The organism is Brevibacterium aurantiacum (genome assembly GCF_003932995.1).
Taxonomy (GTDB): domain Bacteria; phylum Actinomycetota; class Actinomycetes; order Actinomycetales; family Brevibacteriaceae; genus Brevibacterium; species Brevibacterium aurantiacum.
Genome location: NZ_CP025333.1, coordinates 1,476,800 through 1,497,033, shown reverse-complemented (window position 1 = coordinate 1,497,033; position 20,234 = coordinate 1,476,800). Strand labels below are relative to the sequence as shown.

At 61.2% G+C, this 20,234-nt stretch carries 19 protein-coding genes; 13 read left to right on the top strand and 6 right to left on the bottom strand.

Going from position 1 to position 20,234, the window contains the following annotated elements; all coding sequences use genetic code 11:
• Positions 1-49: 49 nt before the first annotated feature.
• Together CXR25_RS06925 and CXR25_RS18965 are read left to right on the top strand one after the other, a co-directional pair.
• Positions 50-376 carry a hypothetical protein gene (locus CXR25_RS06925; RefSeq protein ID WP_009884918.1) on the top strand — a complete coding sequence of 109 codons (327 nt, stop codon included), beginning with the start codon at positions 50-52 and terminating at the stop codon, positions 374-376.
• Positions 373-480, top strand: coding sequence for an Ltp family lipoprotein (locus CXR25_RS18965; protein WP_226829475.1), 108 nt, complete (start codon positions 373-375; stop codon positions 478-480). Before CXR25_RS06925 ends, CXR25_RS18965 begins: the two co-directional genes overlap by 4 nt.
• Positions 481-577: 97 nt before the next feature.
• Here CXR25_RS18965 and CXR25_RS18630 read toward each other — a convergent pair whose 3' ends face one another.
• Positions 578-721 (bottom strand): GPGG-motif small membrane protein, encoded by a 144-nt coding sequence (locus tag CXR25_RS18630; RefSeq protein WP_009884920.1) that lies wholly within the window; start codon positions 719-721, stop codon positions 578-580.
• A 94-nt stretch (positions 722-815) separates the two neighbouring features.
• Entirely contained in the window at positions 816-1,865 is a 1,050-nt protein-coding gene (locus CXR25_RS06920) for a hypothetical protein (protein ID WP_125178063.1), read from the bottom strand.
• Between the two features lie 185 nt (positions 1,866-2,050).
• Here CXR25_RS06920 and CXR25_RS06915 point away from each other — a divergent pair, with 185 nt between their 5' ends.
• From CXR25_RS06915 to CXR25_RS06895, 5 genes are all read left to right on the top strand, one after another.
• Positions 2,051-2,791: a DUF998 domain-containing protein gene (locus tag CXR25_RS06915; protein WP_009884922.1), complete on the top strand. Its 741-nt coding sequence runs from the start codon at positions 2,051-2,053 to the stop codon at positions 2,789-2,791.
• A 44-nt stretch (positions 2,792-2,835) separates the two neighbouring features.
• Positions 2,836-3,738 carry a macrolide 2'-phosphotransferase gene (locus tag CXR25_RS06910; protein WP_096158560.1) on the top strand — a complete coding sequence of 301 codons (903 nt, stop codon included), beginning with the start codon at positions 2,836-2,838 and terminating at the stop codon, positions 3,736-3,738.
• A 15-nt stretch (positions 3,739-3,753) separates the two neighbouring features.
• Positions 3,754-5,208 carry a dihydrolipoyl dehydrogenase family protein gene (locus tag CXR25_RS06905; protein ID WP_096158559.1) on the top strand — a complete coding sequence of 485 codons (1,455 nt, stop codon included), beginning with the start codon at positions 3,754-3,756 and terminating at the stop codon, positions 5,206-5,208.
• A 167-nt stretch (positions 5,209-5,375) separates the two neighbouring features.
• Positions 5,376-6,656 (top strand): ATP-binding protein, encoded by a 1,281-nt coding sequence (locus tag CXR25_RS06900; protein ID WP_096158558.1) that lies wholly within the window; start codon positions 5,376-5,378, stop codon positions 6,654-6,656.
• A 72-nt stretch (positions 6,657-6,728) separates the two neighbouring features.
• Complete coding sequence (locus CXR25_RS06895) at positions 6,729-7,517, top strand: fructosamine kinase family protein (RefSeq protein ID WP_096158557.1); 789 nt, start codon at positions 6,729-6,731, stop codon at positions 7,515-7,517.
• A 51-nt stretch (positions 7,518-7,568) separates the two neighbouring features.
• Here CXR25_RS06895 and CXR25_RS06890 read toward each other — a convergent pair whose 3' ends face one another.
• Positions 7,569-8,276 carry an Ltp family lipoprotein gene (locus tag CXR25_RS06890; protein WP_226829474.1) on the bottom strand — a complete coding sequence of 236 codons (708 nt, stop codon included), beginning with the start codon at positions 8,274-8,276 and terminating at the stop codon, positions 7,569-7,571.
• Positions 8,277-8,351: 75 nt separating this feature from the next.
• Between CXR25_RS06890 and CXR25_RS06885 the strand changes: the two genes are divergently transcribed.
• Positions 8,352-9,926: a sensor histidine kinase gene (locus tag CXR25_RS06885; protein ID WP_241212397.1), complete on the top strand. Its 1,575-nt coding sequence runs from the start codon at positions 8,352-8,354 to the stop codon at positions 9,924-9,926.
• A gap of 47 nt (positions 9,927-9,973) precedes the next feature.
• Positions 9,974-10,669, top strand: coding sequence for a response regulator (locus CXR25_RS06880; protein WP_096167613.1), 696 nt, complete (start codon positions 9,974-9,976; stop codon positions 10,667-10,669).
• A gap of 196 nt (positions 10,670-10,865) precedes the next feature.
• Here CXR25_RS06880 and CXR25_RS06875 read toward each other — a convergent pair whose 3' ends face one another.
• Both CXR25_RS06875 and lysA read right to left on the bottom strand, forming a co-directional pair.
• Positions 10,866-12,416 carry a Na+/H+ antiporter NhaC family protein gene (locus CXR25_RS06875; RefSeq protein ID WP_096177465.1) on the bottom strand — a complete coding sequence of 517 codons (1,551 nt, stop codon included), beginning with the start codon at positions 12,414-12,416 and terminating at the stop codon, positions 10,866-10,868.
• Between the two features lie 174 nt (positions 12,417-12,590).
• A complete protein-coding gene (lysA, locus tag CXR25_RS06870; protein ID WP_241212396.1) occupies positions 12,591-13,889 on the bottom strand; it encodes a diaminopimelate decarboxylase in 1,299 nt (432 codons plus the stop codon).
• A 170-nt stretch (positions 13,890-14,059) separates the two neighbouring features.
• Here lysA and CXR25_RS06865 point away from each other — a divergent pair, with 170 nt between their 5' ends.
• Complete coding sequence (locus CXR25_RS06865) at positions 14,060-15,607, top strand: PucR family transcriptional regulator (protein WP_164513950.1); 1,548 nt, start codon at positions 14,060-14,062, stop codon at positions 15,605-15,607.
• A gap of 29 nt (positions 15,608-15,636) precedes the next feature.
• Here CXR25_RS06865 and CXR25_RS06860 read toward each other — a convergent pair whose 3' ends face one another.
• Positions 15,637-16,671, bottom strand: a complete 1,035-nt coding sequence (locus CXR25_RS06860; RefSeq protein ID WP_308298246.1) for an MFS transporter — start codon at positions 16,669-16,671, stop codon at positions 15,637-15,639.
• A 330-nt stretch (positions 16,672-17,001) separates the two neighbouring features.
• Between CXR25_RS06860 and istA the strand changes: the two genes are divergently transcribed.
• The 3 genes from istA (at position 17,002) to CXR25_RS06845 (ending at position 20,231) form a co-directional block, all read left to right on the top strand.
• Positions 17,002-18,552, top strand: a complete 1,551-nt coding sequence (gene istA / locus CXR25_RS06855; RefSeq protein WP_125240469.1) for an IS21 family transposase — start codon at positions 17,002-17,004, stop codon at positions 18,550-18,552.
• The gene (locus CXR25_RS06850) at positions 18,549-19,295 is read left to right on the top strand and encodes an ATP-binding protein (protein ID WP_125240468.1); all 747 of its coding nucleotides are present in this window, start codon (positions 18,549-18,551) and stop codon (positions 19,293-19,295) included. The genes istA and CXR25_RS06850 overlap by 4 nt, the downstream gene beginning before the upstream one ends.
• 210 nt (positions 19,296-19,505) lie before the next feature.
• The gene (locus tag CXR25_RS06845) at positions 19,506-20,231 is read left to right on the top strand and encodes an ABC transporter substrate-binding protein (protein WP_125240467.1); all 726 of its coding nucleotides are present in this window, start codon (positions 19,506-19,508) and stop codon (positions 20,229-20,231) included.
• The last annotated feature ends 3 nt before the right edge of the window (positions 20,232-20,234 follow it).

Here is a 20,234-nt window from a genome sequence, read left to right as displayed (position 1 = left end):
CGTCGACCTCATCCTCACGCTGTCCGGTGCGCAGAGGGACAAGCAGGGCATGCCGCTCAACGGCTACCAGAAGCACAAGAAACGTGCCTGGATCGTCACCGGTGCCGTCATCGCCCTGGGAATCCTCATCGGTGCACTGTCAACGAAGCCGACGGCCACAACACAGATCGCGGATCCCGCCCCGAGCGTCGAGGCCGAGCCTGCGGCGATCGAAGAGCCCGTCGAAGATGCTGTTGCAGACGAGGCACCGGAGGAGAAGCCCGTGGAGGAGGCTCCCGTCGAAGAAGAAGCTCCTGTCGCTGAGGAAGAGGCTGAGTCCAGTGTTCCCGCTGAATATACCTCCGCGCTACTTCCGCAGAGACCTATTCGGACATGATGCACATGAGCAAGGGCGGCATCTTCGACCAGCTGACGAGCGAATACGGCGGTCAGTTCACAGAAGATGCAGCGCAGTACGCGATCGATCACCTCAATGGCTGACCACGGGCCGCCGGACCACGGCTACGCGTGACGCCAATACAATGCGGCGCCTCAACCCTTCCCGGGGGTTGAGGCGCCGCATTGGTGTCTCAGCAGGTCAGGTGAAGATGCTCACTCCGCCTGGTCCGACAAGGCAACCAATGACGATGAGGATGATGCCCCACACGATCTGCTTACGGAAAATTGCGAAGATGCCCGAAATGACGAGCAGTGCTGCGATGATCCAGAGAATAATAGCCATTGCCCTGACCTTCCTCAGTTGTTTCAAAGTGGGTGTTCCACCGACAGGGTGATGAGCCTGTCGGAGCTTGGGTGCCTTCTTCAGTGCCGCGGCTTCAATGCCGCGGTGAGTCCGGATCCTCGAAGGTTCTCCGTTCGGTGGCTCGAGGATCATAGCTGCGATCAGTAAAGCGGGTGTCGTCTTCAGGAGCACGAGGGTCTCGCACACCGTCGACATCTCCGCGCTGTCCCTGACCGTCGACAAAGCGCGGGTCGCCTTCCGGTGCAGGAGGCGCGCTACGATCGTCGACAACCGGGCGGTCGGCCGGCCTCGAGCGCATTCCGTAATCCGCCTCGTGCGAATCGCGGTCGGCAACCGGACGCTGGTCAGCAACAGGTTGCCTCTCGGCAACGGGCTGGCCGTTGTCGACCGGACGCTGATCGGCAACGGGACGCTGCTGGTCGGCGACTACCGGACGCTGATCGGCAACCGGACGCTGGTCGGCCATGGGACGCTCTGGCTGACCTTCGGCCACGGGGCGCTGCTGGTCAGCGACCGGGCGCGGCTGGTCGGCGATACGGGCATCCTGGCCGGCCTGAGACTCGTCAGGTACCGGTCGACCGTCATCGGCGACGGGCCGACCGTCGTGCGCTGCGTGTGGAGCGTCGGGATGACGTTCGTCTGCGCCCAGGCCGTCTCCGGCAGCTGCTGCTCCGGTGCCTGCAGCGGCTCCGGCACCAGCACCGGCGGCCGCACCGGGTGCGGCTTTCTGGTTGCCGTGGGCGTCCACGTCGGGATCAAGTTCATCGGCCTTCTTGAGCTGATCTTCGTGCTCGAGGCGCTGCTCCCGCGCGAGACGATCGCGTTTGGCGGCATCGGCATCCAGCTTCTCCGCCTCGGCGGCTTTGCGCTTGGCTTCTGCGGCCTGGACCTCGGCGTCGGCATCGGCCTTCTTCGCTTCGGCTTTGCGGCGCTCGGCATCCGCTTCCCGAGCATGAACTTCATGCTCGGACTCGGCGTTTTCCTGGCGGATCCGTGATGCTTCCTTGCGCTGGTGTTCGCGCTTCTTAGCTGCGGCCTTACGACTGACCGCGATAATGATGCCGACGACAATCAGAACTACGACGATCGCAACGACTATCCAGATGATGGTAGTTGTACTCATGCGCTTTCTCCTTGCTGCCTATTCGGTTCTCATTGATCATTTGGATCCGATCAACAGGATGAATTCATAGTTGCACGGCGTATCCCACCTGACAAGGGCATTCAGATTGCGACTTGGGGCGTGTCGGTCGATTCACACTGGCAAAACGGCTTGTGCATCCCAACTCCCCGTCTACCATTGGCGTCATGCGTGAGATCCAATCCGACGCTTCCGCGGTTGCGCGTTCGACCACCATTGCAGCGATCTGCTGGATTCTCGCCGGCATCGTCTATCTCCTTGCCGAGGCCATCACTGCCTCTGCATTCCCTCACTATTCGTATGCGATGAATTACATCAGCGACCTCGGCGTGCCCGACGTCGAGATGTTGGGCGATCGAGCCATTGATTCGCCGCTGCACATGGTCATCAACATCGTCTTCGTGGTCCAGGGTCTGCTGTTCGCCGCAGCGTCCATATGTATGGTCCGCGGCTCACGGTTGCCACTGCGACTGCCGATCATTGTCTTTGCCCTCTTCCATGCCCTGGGAATGGTGCTCATTGCCGTGGTCAACGGCGGTCAGCACAACAACGAGCTCGGCCTCGGCTGGGTCCATCTCCTAGGCGCGCTCTTCGCCTTCCTCGGTGGGCACCTGACCGCGATCTGTGTCGGCATCTCCCTGCTGTTGAGCCGGCGCAGCTCCTTTGGCCGTCCCAGCCGCCTCATCGGTGTCATCAGCGTCGTGATCGGCCTCATCGGGATTCTCGGCATCGTCATGCTCCAGGTCGATGTACGAGCCGTGCCGCGGACTGTCCTTCCCGATGGGGTCTGGGAGCGCATCGGCATGTACGCGATCATCGTGTGGGAAATCGGATATGGAGCCCTCCTTCTCAGCAGACTGCGCACGCACACGCCCCTGTCGGACAGATCGGCCACGGCCTTAAACTGATGTCAGACCCCAACGGAGCGAGTCCGATCCGGAAAGGCAGCCCGATGCCGATCACCAGTACTGATGCCACAGCCATCCGCGAGCTTGCGCAGGACCATGGCCTCGACATCGTCCCCGAGACCATCGCAGTCAATGAGATCGGCCTCGACTTCCAGGTCGCCATCGCCGAGGCGGTCGACGGTCAGTCCTGGGTGCTGAGGATCCCCCGCCGCCCGGATGTCACCGATCGCGCCGCCGTCGAGGGCCGTTTCCTGAGTGCGATTGCGCCCCATCTCAGCGTCGCGGTTCCTGATTGGCGGGTCCACACCGCCGAGCTCATCGCCTATCCCCTCCTGCCCGGTAAGCCGGGTTTGACGATCGATGACCAGGGTCAGCCGCAGTGGCACTTCGATGTCGAAGCCGACGAGTATGCGCAGTCCCTCGGCGATTTCCTCGCCGAGCTCCACACTGTCGATCCCGCGGTTGTTCGCGCCTCGGGCATCACCGAGCACTCCCCCGCCGAGGTGCGGCAGCGCAAGCGCGATGACATCGATCGCGTCGTGGCCGAGTTCGATGTGGCCCGAAGTCTGCGTGATCGGTGGAATGCGTGGCTCGACGATGACGCCTATTGGCCCACGCTCACGGTCGTGACGCACGGTGAGGTGTATCCGGCGCATCAGCTCATGGCAGGGGCGAGGAGTCTCAGCATCCTCGACTGGACGACGGCCGCGATCGGCGACCCGGCCAGGGATTTCATGTTCCACCACGCCAGCGTCTCAGCACGGGCGTTCGATGCGACAGTCAAACGCTATGTGGACAACGGTGGCAGAGTCTGGCCGAAATTCGCTGAGCACTGCGCCGAGCTGTTCTCCACCTCGCCGGTGGAGCTCGGACTCTACGCACTGCAGACCGGCGACAGTGATCACCTTGAGGCTGCGAAAGCGCAGCTGAGCCCCACCGAATCATGAAAGCGCAGGATTGATATGAGTACCGAAGACGTCAACACCGACAACGCTGAAACTCTGACCACCGATGTCATCGTCATCGGTGGCGGCCCGGTCGGTGAGAACGCAGCCCAGTACGCGACCGAAGACTCTGAACTCGAGGCGCTCATCATCGAGGAGGAGCTGCTGGGCGGCGAGTGCTCGTACTATGCGTGCATCCCTTCGAAGACGATGCTGCGCCCCATCGAACTTGCCCACGCGACACAGCATCTGGACGGTCTCGACGGCGCACGCATCGATGCCGATGCGCTGATGCAGCGGCGCGATGAGTGGGTCTCTCATTACGATGACACGGGCCAAATCGACTGGGCCCAAGGCGCCGGTCTGCGAGTCGAACGCGGACAGGCACAGCTGATCGGCGAACGACGAGTCCTGATCAACGAACCCCAGCCGGTCATCGTAGAAGCTCGGCACGCAGTTGTCATTGCCACCGGTTCTCAGCCGACCGTACCGTCGACGTTTGTCGATGTCGCACCGTGGTTGTCCCGCGACGCTACCGGCGTCCGGGAAGTGCCGGAGTCGTTGCTCATCGTCGGTGGCGGCGTCGTTGCGGTGGAGGCCGCGACCTGGATGGCAGCACTCGGTGCGAACGTGCGGATGCTCGTGCGCGGCGACGGCCTACTGTCCGGCCAGGAACCGTTCGCAGGACAGCACCTCGCCCAGGCACTCGAAAAGGCGGGAGTCATCATCGACCGGGAGACCAAGGTGGAGGCCTGCTACCGTCCAAGTGCCAAAGACACCGGGCTGGGCCGGATCCATGGCGGACAGGTCACAGTCCAGACAATCGGCCCCGACGGCGAATCCACCGTCACGGCAGATGAGATCCTGGTCGCGACGGGGCGCCAACCGCGACTCAACGACCTCGGACTCGAAAGCGTGGGACTCACTGACGAGGACATCACCGCCGGACGTTTGCCCGAATGGCTGTATGCCGTCGGGGATGCCAGTGGCGATGCGCCCCTGACTCACTGGGGCAAGTACCAGGCACGAGTGCACGGCGCACAGATCCGGGCCAGCGCCACAGGCGAGGAATCCGAGTCCATCCCGGCGAACGTGCCGGTCCCCCAAGTCGTCTACAGCGATCCGCAGGTCACCTCTGTGGGCATGACCGAGGCCGAGGCCCGCAAGGACGGGCACGAGGTCGAGGTCTCTCAGTTGCCGTTCAACAGCAGCGCCGGAACCTCGCTGCTGCGCGATGACGCCGAGGGAACGGCACAGATCGTGGTCGACGCTCGTTCGGGTCTGCTCCTCGGAGCCACCTTCGTCGGACCCGAGGCGGCCGAACTGATCCATCCGGCGACGGTCGCGATCGTCGGGGGCCTTCCCGTGCATGTGCTGCGCCACGCGGTTCCGAGCTTCCCCGCAGCCTCGGAACTGTGGCTGCCGTTGTTGGAGGGCCTGCCTCGGCGGTTGCGGCTGTCCCTCAGCGAGTGACGACGCCGATCCCCTGAGTCCGTTGCTTCCCTTTGTACAAATCTGATCAACTGCCTATTGATGAAAACGACAGTTCGGCGCAGCAGTTCAATAAGTGACAGCGAAACTGTACGATTCAAAGCTGCGAAACTGTTCAACAAGTGACAGCGAAACTGTAATCTTGGTCCATGGAGTATCAACCACGAATCCTTGACGGAGTCATTTCAGACGCTCTGAAGAGATTCCCCGCCATTGCCTTAGACGGGCCAAAGGCCGTGGGGAAATCGGCGACCGCATCAAGACTGGCGGGGTCTGTCTTCACATTGGATAACCCTGAAGAACTGGCAATCCTTCGCGCTGACCGTGGTCGAACCAGCTCAGCCGATCGTCCAGTCCTTTTAGACGAGTGGCAGTACGATCCGCCGATTTGGGACCACGTCCGCCGAGAGGTTGATCATGACCGTACTCCGGGTCGCTTTCTTCTCACAGGCAGCGCGAACACCAACGACGCACAGATCCACACTGGTGCGGGTCGTATCGTTCGGCTCCGCATGTACCCAATGTCCCTGGCAGAGCGCCGCCTCGACGAACCATCGGTAAGCCTCGGTCAAATCCTTGCCGACGTCAGCGTCGACATCGAAGGAACAACTGATGTGTCTCTCGACTCGTACGTGCGCGAAATTGTGTCTTCGGGTTTTCCTGCCCTCCGACACGGATCCGAAGCAACGGTGGCCGACGAACTCGATGCCTACCTTACTTATGCGCTGCAGCGGGAAGTCCCCGCACTCGGTTCAATGTTCAGGCGACCACAAGCACTGCTCGCGTGGCTCCGTGCTTATGCCGCAGCTGCCTCAACGACTGCAAGTTTCGAATCTATCGCGGCGGCCGTTACAAAGGAGAGTCGCCCAAGTCGCGCGACCATAGGGGATTTCAGGGAAGCCCTCGCCCAGCTGTGGCTGCTGGACGAAATTCCCGCTTGGGCACCCGAAGGCGGAGAACTGAATAGACTGGGAAACAAGCCGAAACATCAGCTCGCAGATCCGGCTCTTGCAGCACGGCTCCTCCGCGCGACTCCGGAGTCTCTTCTCGGAAACCGAACGCGTGCAGACACTAACCGCAACTATCGGAGCCTGAAGAACGGCCCCCTTCTCGGATCGCTCTTCGAGACTCTCGTCACATTGTGCGTTCGTTGCTATGTCCCACCGTTCGGTCACCAGGTAGGTCATCTGAGGACACACTCCGGAGATCACGAAGTAGATCTGATCGTCGAGAGTCCAGATGGTCGTGTCGTAGCAATAGAGATCAAGCTCGCCTCGGAAATCGATGATTCCGACGTTCGTCACCTCAATTGGCTGCACGAGAAGATTGGTGATGAGCTCATCGACAAAATCGTCGTCACATCCGGAAAGTTCGCCTATCGCAGACAGGATGGAGTAGCTGTGGTTCCCCTCGCGCTTCTGGGCTCATAGTTGGAACCAGCACCGCCAAGCGCGATGTGGCATGGCGCGTGAATCGACCGCACCAGCCACTACCCTGGTGCCATGGCGGAATTCATCAAACAGCGCACCAGTGCCCCCCGCGGATTCTTCGCCGCCGAGGCTGCCGGTCTCGAATGGCTGGCCGAGCCCGATGTCGTGCCAGTCGTAAGCGTTATCGATCACGATAAGACCAGTCTGCGTCTCGGTCGTGTCGAAGAGACCGCCCCGGATGCGCATTCGGCCTTCGCTTTCGGCCGTCGGCTCGCCTTGCTCCACGACTCCGGTGCCCCAGCATTCGGCTGGTCACCGGCAGAGCCCGCGTGGTTCGGTCCGCTCGACTCTCCGTTCGAGGTTGAGGTCGCATCATGTGCGTCGTTCACCGAGTTCTGGGTGGAGACCCGGTTGGAGCCTGTGGCGAACGACATCGACGATCAGCTGTCGAAGGACGAGAACCAAACCATCACCTCGGCGATCAACGCCATCGCCGGCGGCACCTTCGACGGGATCGCAGGAAAGGGAACAGAGACTCCCGCCCGAGTCCACGGAGACCTCTGGGCCGGAAACCTCATGTGGACGCCCGACGGCTGCACCCTCATCGACCCTGCCGCCCATGGTGGGCAACGCCTCGAAGACCTCGCGATGCTGGCGCTGTTCGGCACACCGCTCCTCGATGACATCTTCGCCGGCTACGAGGCGGTCCATCCGATGCCCGTCGGCTGGCGTGACGACCTTCCCGTGCACAACTTCTTCGCCCTCCTTGCACACGTCAAGCTATTCGGGGCAGGATTCCTCGGGCAGACGCTTGATGCGGCACAGGCGATCAGCGACCGAGCTCGCGCCCTGGCAGTCTGATGCGGGCTCGGAGCGCTTTCGCCATGCCCCGAGCCCGCGGGTGAGTGCCCTTCAGCTGTTCAGGTTTTCGATCGCGTAGTCCGCCTCCTCTTGAGTGAACTGCCCACCGTATTCGCTGGTCAGCTGGTCGTGGATGGCATCGGGCGACATCGACATGTCGTCCTGGTAGGTCTTGGCCGACTCCAGAGCGTTCTCGTTCCAATCTGCGTCGACGTTGTCCACGGCGTACTGTGCCGCGTCTTCAGAGAATTGGCCACCGTATTCGCTCGTCAGCTGGTCGAAGACCCCTGCCTTGCTCATGTGCATCGTGTTGGCGTAGGTGTCGGCCTGGTTGAGTGCCGAGCTGTGTTCAGCGGGGGCCTCCGGTTCCGGTTCTTCCGCCGGTGCCTGTTCTTCGACAGGAGCTTCCTCCGCCGGGGCGTCATCCGCCGGCTCTTCCGCGACCGGGGCAGCCTCCTCCGCTGGGTCGCCGGCACCATCGTCGCTGGTCGAGGCCGCGTCCGACTGCTCCTGCGACGCCGAGGTCGTCGGTGCGTCGTCTCCGCCACCGTTGATGGCGGAGACGATGATGATGAGCGCGACGATCACGAGCGCCCAGAACCACCATCGTTTGAACAGCGGCTTCTTGACCTTCACCGGCTTCTGTCCCTGTGGCACCTGGGGAAAGTATTGGGGAGCCCTGGGCTCCTGGTTTCCGGTGGGAACCTGCGGCATACGGTAGCTGGGGCCTGCCTGCTGTGGATCCTGATAGTTCGACATTTCACTCCTTGAGGTGATGGGCTCCGAGACCGGGCAGGACTGCGGTCGATGCATCGCTGCTGACCAAGCGGAGCCGTGGATTTCGACTCTCTCAGCCTGTCGAAGTTCTTCAATTGGCGAATCCACCTGTCGGCCAGACTCTGCCAGCCGATCGGTGGACCCGGTCTGGCCGAACGATGGACTACGTATGTCAGCGCCGCAGGATACGATGCTCTCGTGTCAGACCAACCTCTTCCGCCCCAGGGCCAGCAGCGCCTGCGTGATTCACGGTCACGCCGCACGGTGCGCATCGTTGTGCGCATCCTCGTCGGCACCGTCGCGTGGATCCTCGGTGTTCCGCTGTCCTTCTTCGCGCTGCTCGCGTTCCCACCGGCCTTCGATGACACCGGCATGCTCAGCACCCTCGGCGTGCTCCTCGGACTTCTGGCAGCCTTCCTCTGGCTCTCCGTCTTCGCGCGGCATCGATGGCCGTGGATTCCCTTCGTCATCGGCGCGGTGCTCGCCACCGCCTGGGGCGACGGAACCCTCATGCTCATCGGCCTGTTCCATCTCCTCGTCCGCTCTCCGCGCAAACAGGCGCTGACCGCCACGGCCATCGGGGCGTTGCTGATCACCGTCGGGGTGGTCCGCCTGTGCCTGCAGAGTCCGGCGAACAATCCCTTCGGCATTCTCTTCCTCTCGGACCCGAACCAGATTCCCGGGGTCGATGGCTCACTGCCCGCAGAGGAATCCGTGTTCGGGATGAACATGCTCACGGTCATCGCCGGGCTCATGGGGCTGGCGATCAGCCTCGGATTCGGGTTCCTGCTGCGCCGCACGCGTCGCATGCGTGCCGTCGAGTCCTTCGCCCAACGGCAGTCTCGGCGCAGTGAGAACCTTTCCGCCGAACTTGCTCGCACCTCCGAGCGCGAACTTCTCGCCCGCGAACTCCACGACACGCTCTCCCACCGTCTCTCGGTCATCTCCTTGCACAGCGGCGCTCTCGAGGTCGGCGGCAACGATGACCCCGCTATCGCCTCGACCGCCTCGGCGCTGCGTCAGGAGGCCCATGCATCCCTGGAAGACCTGCGGCATCTTGTCGGCGGAGTCCGTGAGGGGACGTTGGCCAATGCCGGTCCGCAGAAGGAGGCGTCGACTCCCCCAAGCCTGACATCGATGCGTTCGATCCCGCAGCTGGTCGCCTCGGTGCAGGCCACCGGCACGATCATCCGGCCATCAATCATCATCCAGGACGTCGAGAGCGCACCCACGGTCCTCGACCGCGCGGTGTATCGAATCGTCCAGGAATCACTGACGAATGCGATGAAGCATGCCCCGGGCGCGCCCGTGACTCTCGGGGTCACGGTCTCGGCCGACCTCGGCGCCCGGATCGTCATCGCCAATCCCGCTGAACCGTCGGCCCAGCGCTTCCACCCACCCCGCACCACCGCCGAGGCGGGTCCCGGCATTCCGCCCTACCCCACCTCGGCGCCCCGCGTAGGTCCAGCCAACCCTGGCGCTCAGCAGTCTCTGTCGTCGACAGGTGCCGGCGCCGGACTCGTCGGAATTCGGGAACGAGTGGCAATGCTCGGCGGAGAGGTCTTCATCGGTGTCCGTGACGGCTCATTCCTCGTCGATGTGACGCTTCCACCGTTCGAACGTCAGGGCTGAAGCCGGACGAACTATCGATGTCATACCCCTCGGGTAGTGTGTCGACCATGAGCCAGAACGCTGCCCCGGTCCGGGTGATCGTCGTCGATGACGACCCGATGGTCGTCACCGGGATCACAGGGATCCTCCATCCTGCCGAAGACATCGAGGTTGTGGGGTCTGCCTCGAGCGGCGAAGAGGCGCTCGACAAGGCGGCACTTCATTTTCCCGATGTCGTGCTCACGGACATTCGGATGCCCGGAATCGGCGGCATCGAAGCTATCGAGCGTCTCGTCAACAGCGTCCGACCACCCCAGGTCGTTGCGTTGACGAGTTTCGACACCGACGATTACCTCTTCCGTGCCCTCGAGGCCGGTGCCGCAGGTTATCTGCTCAAGGACATTGCTCCAGTCGCCCTCGCCGAGGCGATCCGCAAGGTGCACCTCGGCGAGCCGATCCTCTCGCCTCGGTCGATGCAGCAGCTGATCACGAAGGTGACGACCGATCAGGACCAACGTCGGCAACATGAGGCCGAGGAGATGCTGGCCGACCTCACCGAACGTGAGCTCGAGATCGCGATCCTCGTGGCTCAAGGCCTGTCGAACCAGGAGATCGCTGACGCCACATTCATGAGTCAGGCCACGGTGAAGACTCACCTCAACCGCATCAACATCAAGCTGGATACGAGCAATCGGGTTCATATTGCGGTGGCCGTGGAGCGGGCTCGGATGGGGAATGCTGGGGTGGCGGGACAGGGACTCTAGGACAATCGGGGACCATTCCAGAGTCTCTCCAAAGCTGGAATCTCAGGCGGATCATCGATCCGCCGTCCACGGAACGACGATAAGAAGTCGGAAGGAACTGATGCAAGGAGAGGTGGCAATGTGAGCGTGATGCTGCTCAGTGTTTCCGGACCAATGTGCTCCTCTCTCACCCCGTGTCGAACTTCTTATACATCAGTCACGCGAGCGCCTGGCTGCCCTTTGCCTCGAGTTTCCGTTGAGCTCTGTTCCCGAGGAACCATAGTACGAGGAACTGCACGATGATACCGAGTCCGAGAAGTATCCAGGCGTTACCGATCATCGGTGACAAGAGGTAGAGGACTCCGGCGATGCCTGCGGGCACTGCGGCATAGGGAATCTGCGTATTCACGTGGGCGATGTGGTCTGACTCAGCGAAGATCGAGGCCAGCACTGTGGTGTCAGAGATCGGAGACACATGATCTCCGAAGATCGCTCCGGCGAACACAGCGCCGATGATGATTGGCAGCATCTCCGTGCCACCGGTCGAGTAAGCCAGCGGGATCGCCACTGGCGTGACAATCGTCATCGTGCCCCAGGACGTACCAGTCGAGAACGAGATGAACATGCAGATGACGAAGATGAGGAACGGCAGCAGAGCAGGCGTCATCCACCCGCTCGTCACGTCCACCACGAATTCGGCAGTTCCCAACTCATCAGTCACTTTGCCGATCGACCAAGCGAGGACGATGATGACCAGTGCCGGCAGCATGGTGCGGAATCCCCCGAGCAGTGTCTCTTCGATCTCCCGGAACCCCATCTTCTGAATCAGCGCCAGAATTATGCCGGTTACAGTCATCGCGAAGGCCCCCAGGGTCAGGGCGATGGAAACGTCAGTGTCCGCGATTGCCTGCATGAGCGACTTGCCCTCGGCGCCGCCTCCTGTGTACCAGAGCCCCCACACAGCGACTGACACCAGGGCGACAACAGGAAGAATGAAGTTCCAGACGCTGGAGACCTTCTTGAAAGGCTCCCCCAGATCGGCTTCGACCGAGGAGAGAGGGGTCGACCCCGAAGGAACGAGTTCGCCAGTCGTCTCGGCACGGTGCTCCGCCTTGGCCATCGGGCCGAAGTCCTTGCCCAGAATGATCATTGGGACCGCCAGGAGACAGAGCAGTGCGTAGAAGTTCCAAGGGATCGACTGCAGAAACTCAAAATATGGTTCAATCCCGGACAAGCCGAGAGTCGCTATCGCCGCGGCAATGAGCGAGACTTGGAAACCGATCCAGTCGGAGACCGGCCCGATAGTGGCCATGGGGGCCGCGGTCGAGTCCATCAGATACGCCAACTTCTCTCGAGACATGCGGTATTTGGCTGCAATATCCTTGGTGGCGTTGCCCACGATCACCGAGTTGACGTAGTCGTTGAAGAAGATCAGGATTCCGAGCACCCAGGCCAGCATCCCGACTCGCACCTTGGAGGTCAGCCTGCTGGCCAGCAAGCGGATCAGTCCTGCCGAGCCACCGGACTTGAACATGAACGCCGCACCAGCTCCCAGCAGCAGTGTCATGACCAGGAATCGTGCGTTCCAGGGGTCGATCATCACGTCCTTCATCCACGTGAATGTGGTCCCCACGGCCACGGCCGGGTTGCCTCCTGCATGGATCAGCGCCCCGGACAGTACGCTGACGAACAGCGAAATGATCACGCGTTTGGTCACGACAGCAAGCAACACAGCGACGAACGGTGGTATTACGGAGAGAATATCCATCTCAGGAGACCTTTCGATATCAATTGCATGTCATCTTTGAGTGCAGATCGGCCTCCAGTACATCTGAATCGATGACCGATCTCAATATGAAGTGGTCCGCGAACTGGGGCGATGAAGGTTTTCGTGAACCGTCGTCGGCGTTCTTCCAGTCGATTCAGGCCGGGTTCGGCGACGTCACCATTCCTCGATGAGTCCAGGTTGCTGCAGTCGCATCACGTCCTCTTCGGTCTCTCGTCGGGCTCCCAGACGACTTGTTCCATTTCTACAGAAGACGATGGGCGGAGTCAGAGCGCCGTTGTAGTGGTTGGCCATCGTATAGGAGTAAGCTCCGGTGGCTGGCATGATGATGATGTCATCGACCTGCGGATCAACCAGACCAACATCAGCACGCAGCAGGTCCCCGGACTCACATTGGCGTCCGACTAGATCACACGTGGTATCGGGCTGACGATCGAACTTCGTTGCCGAATACGCCTCGTACGTCTGCTGGGTCAAAGCGATGTCGAGGTTGTCGGCCATGCCACCGTCAACGGCGACGAAGGTCTTCGCAGTGCGTTTGACGGTGTTCACTCGATACAAGGTGACCCCGGCGCGGGCGACGATGGCTCGGCCCGGTTCGATGAGAAGTTTCGCGTCTTCTGGAAGCAGGCGACTCGCCGCCGAGACGATGGAGTCCAGGTACTCGTCGACACTTGGTGCAGGCTCATCCGGGGTGTAGGTCACTCCCAGTCCCCCACCGATGTCATAGGCTGCGAACGGTCCGAGGTGGCTGACGGACTCGACGGCTCCGGCGAAGGGTTCGGTCTCGAGGATCTGCGAACCGATGTGCAGATGGACTCCGTCGAGCTGCAGGTACGGATCGTCGCGGATCTCTGCGACGGCCGCTGCGATCTGATCGGCGGGCAGACCGAACTTCGAATCGCTGCCGCCGGTCACCTGAGAGTCATGGGTGGTCGGAGATATCCCCGGGATCATCCGAATGAAGACGGACTGCGGTTTCGCGACCAGAGACTTCAGTCGTCGGATGTCATCGAAGTTGTCGACCATGACCGCGCGGATGCCGGCGTCGACGGCCAGCTTGAGCTCAGCGTCGGATTTTGCGTTGCCGTGCAGGTAGATCCGCTCGGGGTTGACGCCGGCGGCCAGTGCCATGCTCAGCTCGCCGGCACCGGCGACGTCGACGCTCAGACCTTCGGACCGGGCGATGGAGTACATAGCCACAGCTGGAAGGGACTTTGAGGCGAAGAGGACCTCCGAACTCGGCCAGCGGCTCTGCAACCCATCGACAAACCGTCTGATCTGGCGCCGCAGTCCGAGCTCATCGAAGACATAGGCGGGAGTGCCGTAGGTGGCGACCAACTCGGTGACCGGGCAGCCGCCGATGTGCAGTTCTCCGCCGTCGGCGATCGATGCCTCTTCGGGCAGTACCGAAGCAGTGCGGTTCAAGCCGATCGGGGTTTCCTCGATTGTCACATTGACTCCTCTCACTCTGTCAGTCGACATTTCACTCTGGACATGGACGTTGGAAGCGAGAATACCCAGCTTCTCCTCGCCCTTCATTGCCCATATTGATAAGTTTTAGTCCTGCGGGTTGTTGTTTTCGACAAAGGAGAGACGAAGCTATGCCGGATGAGGTGCTGACAGTGAGTCGATTGATCACCACGGTCGGGCCGACGGTGTGCCAGAGCCCTACGACAGCGGACAAGCTACTCGAACGGGTGATATCCACTGCGGTCGTCTTCGACCCATTGGACGATCTTCCGGACCTGCCTGGCGGGGTTCTGTTCTTGGTCGGAGTCGCTTCGGATAATGAGAACATGCCCCAGATCGTCGCCGAGGTGGTCGAGCGCGGCTATTCGGCTGTGGCAATCAAACTTCACGGCCGTTCCGCGGCGAGCCTCGGCTCTCTTCCCTCAACTATCGCGGTGATCGTCGTCAATGATGACATCCCCTGGCGTCACCTCGATGAGATGCTGAGCGCTGTGACCTCGGGACAAAGAACCGATGACGGGATCAATGAGACTGGGCTGTTCGAACTGGCCAATGCCGTGGCAATGGCTGCGGGCGGGTCCGTGGCGATCGAGGATCTTGAGCGCAATGTCCTGGCCTATTCGACCGTCGATGGCCAGGTAGTCGATTCCGTGAGGCAAAACGGCATTCTGGCGCGTCAGGTCCCGGACCTGTCGAAGAACAACGACCAATACCGAGAAGTCATGCAGGCCTCCGGCGTGGTCCATTTTCCCTATGATCCAGCAGATGGAGAACTGGCTCGCTGCTCCGCTGCCATTCGTGCTGGACGTGTGGCTGTGGGGTCGATCTGGGTCATCGAGAAGGACCTACCCGTCGGCGCGAACGCAGAGGCAGCGATTATCGAGGCTTGCCGACTGGCCTCTATTCAGATCCTGAGAGCTCAGAACGCTCGCGATCTGGAACGTCAGGTCCGATCTGAATGGTTGCGTTCCCTGCTGTACGGACATCCCGGGGTACCGGCGACGGCCTCCCGCTTCGGCATATCCTCCGGCCTTGACTCGGTGATCGTCGGTTTCATGATTCGATCGACCGAGGACGGCAGTGCCTCACCGATCCACGAGCTGGCCACAGTGGCGGAACAATATTGCAGCGTCTTCCGCGCGAACGTCTCCAGCGTTCCGATCGGTCAGATCGCCTACGTGCTGCTTCCCGTTGTGAGGGACAAGGCCATGCCCAAACGCCTGGTCGCCGGCACGATCGATGCGATCGAAGCCAGACTCGGATGTGAAGCGATCGCTGCCGTGAGCTCACCGGAATGCGGGATCGAACGGATCACCGCAATGCGGGCCGAAGTCGATGAGGTCCTCGCAGTCATCAACGACAGCGCCGGAAGTCCGGCCATTGCTGCACGGACCGATGTGCACTCACAGATACGTTTACGAGCCCTGAAGAAGACCGACAGGGGCCAACATTCAGAGCATCCGGCAGTCACCTTGCTGCTCGAACACGACAGGAAGAAGCGGACCGAGTATCGCAACTCCCTCATGGCGTACCTTGCCCATCCCGAGGATGTTCAGCGGGCCGCAGAGGACTTGGGGATTCACCCCAATACATTGCGCTACCGTGTGAGACGAGCGAAGGAGCTGTTCGACATTCGACTCGACATTCCGGATGATCGCCTCGTCACCTGGCTCGACCTCCGTCTGACCAGCCGACAATGACCTGCCTGGGATTCGCAGTTCAGGCTCGGCTACTTCCCACCCCGCCAAACCCCACGAGACTGCTCCGCCTCATTCCCCACGGACAGATCAATCCCCTTCCGATCCTTGACCAGGGACACAGCGACCAGCGAGATCACGGACATCCCTACGAGGTAGATCGACACCGACGCCGTCGTACCCGTCGCCTGCAGCAGAGCCTGCGCAATCGTCGGTGCGAACGCCCCGCCGATCACGGCACCTAGCGCATAGGAGATCGCGACACCGCTGAACCGGATCGAGGCCGGGAACAGCTCCACGTAGAGCGCCGCCTGCGGACCGTACGACAGCCCCAGACCGATCGAGAAGATGCCCAGTGCCAGATACATCAAGGCGAGCGAACCTGTGTCGATGAGCCAGAACAGTGGGAACGCCGTGGCAATGAGAATGACGAAGCCACACACGTAGGTACGAACCCGCCCGATCCGGTCGGCCAAATAGCCCGAGACAGCCGTCGACACCAGCCACACGAACGATCCGAAGGTGATCGCCAGCAGCACATCGGTCTGTGAGAATCCCACTCCATCGGTCGTCGCGTACTTCGTGACGAAGCCGCCGGTGGTCATGTACCCGCTGGCGTTGTTGCCGGCAAAGATCAGAGCAGCGACGATCACCAACGGCAGATGCCTCTTGAATAGCACCAGGATCGGGGCCTTGCGTTTCGCGGACTCGACCTGGATCTCCTTGAACACGGGGGTGTCCTCCACCGACCGGCGCACCCAGTAGCCGACGCCGACCAGCACGACCGAGAGCAGGAACGGAACCCTCCAGCCCCACTCCACGAACGCTTCACCTGGCGAGATGACACCGGTCATCAGCGCGATGACGCCTGAGGACAGCAGCATGCCCAGCGGCACTCCCAGCTGCGGATACGATCCGGCCCGCCCGCGCTTATCCGAGTCAGCATGTTCGACGGCGAGCAGTGCCGCACCGCCCCATTCACCGCCGGCGGAGAGCCCTTGGGGGATGCGCGCAGGATGAAGAAGATCGATGCGGTCACGTCGATAGCATCGTGTAATGTGACTCACAGCACACTCAACGAATGAATATTCCATTTGAGAGGCACAGATGAAATCCAAACAACCGCTCTCTAAGCTAAAGCGAACAATCGGAGCATCTTTGGCGGCCGTCGCGTTACTTGCTACAACCGCCTGCGATGCCGACAAAGCCACGAATCCTCAAAGTGGAGGAATCGACTGAATATCCGTCTTGTTGGGGGCCGTCAATCGTGAGCTCGGGGGCCAGTTGCTTGGTCGCGTGATCGTGGGCGTCGGGACCATCTATGGCGTGTGCGGGGGCCACGAACTATAAGCTCCTTTCACCGCGTGTATTGGGCACGCGGCGAAAGGAGATTATCAATGGTACGCAAGATCAGGGCCAAGCTGGTGTTACAGCTTCGAGCCGAGGGGCTCTCGGGCAGAGCGATCGCTGGCTCCCAGGCAATGTCACGCAAATCGGTCACGCAGGTCCTCGAGGCCGCCGACGCTGCGGGACTCGGGTGGGATGATGTCAAGGACCGTGCTGACAGTGAAGTGTATGGCCTCCTGTTTCCGGGCCGCGGGGACCATCACAGCGTGTTCGCCCAACCTGACTGGAAGGCAATCCATAAGGAAATGGCCCGGGTCGGGGTGACGCTGAAGCTCCTCCATGGCGAGTACGCCGATGAGTGCGCTGCGGCTGGTGATCCGGCGATGAGTTATGACCGGTTCTGCCGCACCTATCAGCGCCACGTCCTCGTCACCGGTGCAGCTTCTCGTGTGGGACACAAAGCCGCCCAGACCATCGAGGTCGACTGGTCCGGTCCGACAATGCAACTGCACACGGGGGCAGACAAGCCGAAGACGGTCTATCTGTTCGTCGCGTGTCTGCCCTTCAGCAGGTACGCATTCGTGCACCCGAGCCTGGACATGAGTCAGGACTCGTGGCTCCGGGCGCATGTGGCGATGTTCACCGCTTTCGGCGGTTCAACACCGCGGATCGTGCCCGACAATCTCAAGACCGGAGTCATCACTCATCCTCGCGACGGTGAAATCGTGCTCAACGACGCCTATCGGGAAATGGCTGCCCACTATTCGGCTGCTGTTCTACCGGGCAGAATCAGGGCACCAAAAGACAAGGCGAGTGTTGAGAATACTGTTGGACATGTCGCCACATGGGTGATCGCAGGGCTACGTGACCGGCGGTTCACATCGCTGCCGACGTTGACGGCCGCGATCGAGGAGAGAGTCTGCGCTTATAATGCTGAACCTTTCCAGAAGCGGCCCGGATCCAGGCTCAGTGTCTTCACCACGGAGGAGGAACCGCTGTTGACACCGCTGCCGCAGGTGGCCTACGAGATCAGTCAGTGGATCTATGGGCGGCGTGTGGCCAGGAACGGGCATGTGAGCTGGGCGCGCAACTATTACTCGGTGCCGTTTGAGCACATCGGATCCAAAGTCGATCTGCGCATCACCGACCGCAGCCTCGAAGTCTACCGCGGGGACCAGCGAGTCACGACTCACCTGCTGCTGCCAGAGACTGCGGTCAATGAGTATCGCACGAATGATGCTGACCTTCCTGCTGGGGATAGATACCAGCAGTGGGACGCGGCCCGGATACGCCAATGGGCTGAGAGGATCGGGGCGTCGACGCTGGTCGTCATCAATCGCATCTTCGAGTCTGTAGCCATCGACGAACAAGGACTCAACCCTGCCTTGGCGGTGTTGAGACTCTCCCGCCGCTACTCAGCTGAACGGGTCGAAGCCGCTTGCCGGATTACGCTGGCGGGGCCGGTGCGGTCGCCACGGTATGCGCATGTGCAACCGCTCCTTGCCACCGGTCAGGACCAGACCAGACCCGCCCGGACCGAGCCTGTCGAGCACGGCGGCTACGTCCGCGGTGCCTCCTACTATGCAGGAGGCACTCGGTGACTTCGATCGATACAGAGACCAAGCGCAAACTGCGTGAGATGGGCGCGATGGCCCTGCTGGAGGCACTCGAGTCCCAAGACGAGGATCTGACCATGGGAATGAGCTTCGACGAACGGTTGCGACTGGTCGTCGATGAAGCCCATTCGGTATTCAATCACGCCAAAATCGAGGGACTCATCCGCAGGGCCGGGTTGCGCTACCCGGCAGCCGACCTGCGTCAACTCGATAGGGTCGATGAACGCGGCCTGGATCGGAACGTGATCGCCCAGCTGGGGACCTGCAGTTTCATCGAGCGGGGCCAGAACGTCGTGTTCCAAGGGTTCACCGGTTCCGGGAAATCGTACCTGGGGTGCGCCTTGGCCAAACGGGCCTGCCAGCACCGGATCCGTGCGCACTATATTCGCATGCCTGATCTTGAAGAAGCTTGGGCGCAGGCGTTGGACAAACCGATGGGCACGACGAAGTTCTTGAAGAAGTACGCCGCGTTCAGCGTTCTCGTGATAGACGAATGGTTGCTCGATCATCCGGATGAGTCGATGCGCAGCATGCTGTTGGAACTGCTCGAACGCCGCTACGACTGTGCGTCGACGGTGTTCTGCACCCAGTATGCGAAGAAGGACTGGCATCAACGACTCGGATCCGGAGTCCACGCGGATGCGATCATGGACCGGATCGTGCACAACACGGTCTGGGTCGAGACCGGCAGTCACAACATGAGAGAACATGCTGCTTTGAACCCGTGACGATGAGCTGATGGGCGGCCAGTGGCCCCGAGGTCCACGGCTGCTGGCCCCCACAGGCAATATCGGTGGTCCCCAACCGCACGATCGGGTGGTCCCCAAAGCTTCAAATACTCAATCGACGGGGCACGCGAGGCTATTGAAAAGATTCAAACCGACGATGCATTGGCGGAACGGCTCCCCGACAAATACACAAGTAGCATCAGTGTCGGAATGACTTTCACCTTCCCGCCCATGAGGTATATGGAGGGAGGAGAACAGTATGGGGCGGAATATGACCTCATGGATGCTGTTCTCAAAAAAGTTGGCGTCGAAATGGAAGTGAAAGAAGTTTCGTTCGACGGCCTGATTCCGGCTCTCAAAGCCGACCGAATTGATCTCGCCATGGAATCGTTCGCTGATCTACCCGAACGACGCAAGGAAGTATCGTTCGTTGACTACTACCGATCCGCCACGTCCTTGATGGTCAAAAAGGGTAACCCCTTGGAGCTCGAAGGGCTGCCCGATATGTGTGGGCACAGCATCGCGCTACAGCAGGGCGTGGAATCAGTACAGCGCGCAAAGACCCAGGACGAGCAATGCCAATCTGATGGGAAAGAGTCCGTCAATATCGAACTGTTCGAAAGCAGCAACGACGCCACGCTTGCAGTGGTCAACGGCCGCGCGGACGCAACAGGCAACGATTATCCTGCCGCACTCAACGAAGCCAAGACAGTACAGGACGGAGAGGCACTTGAGCTAGTGGATAAGCCGATCTCTTCTGACTACTTCTACGGAATCGGAACTCGCAAGGAGGACACCGAACTGCAGAAGGTCCTCAAGGATGCGGTTCAGGCGTTGATGGACTCAGGCGAATACACCACGATCCTGGAAGCCTATGGGGTGGAAAAGGGGGCCATCGATAAATCAGGAATCAACGCGGGCCCATCGAAGGGCTAATCA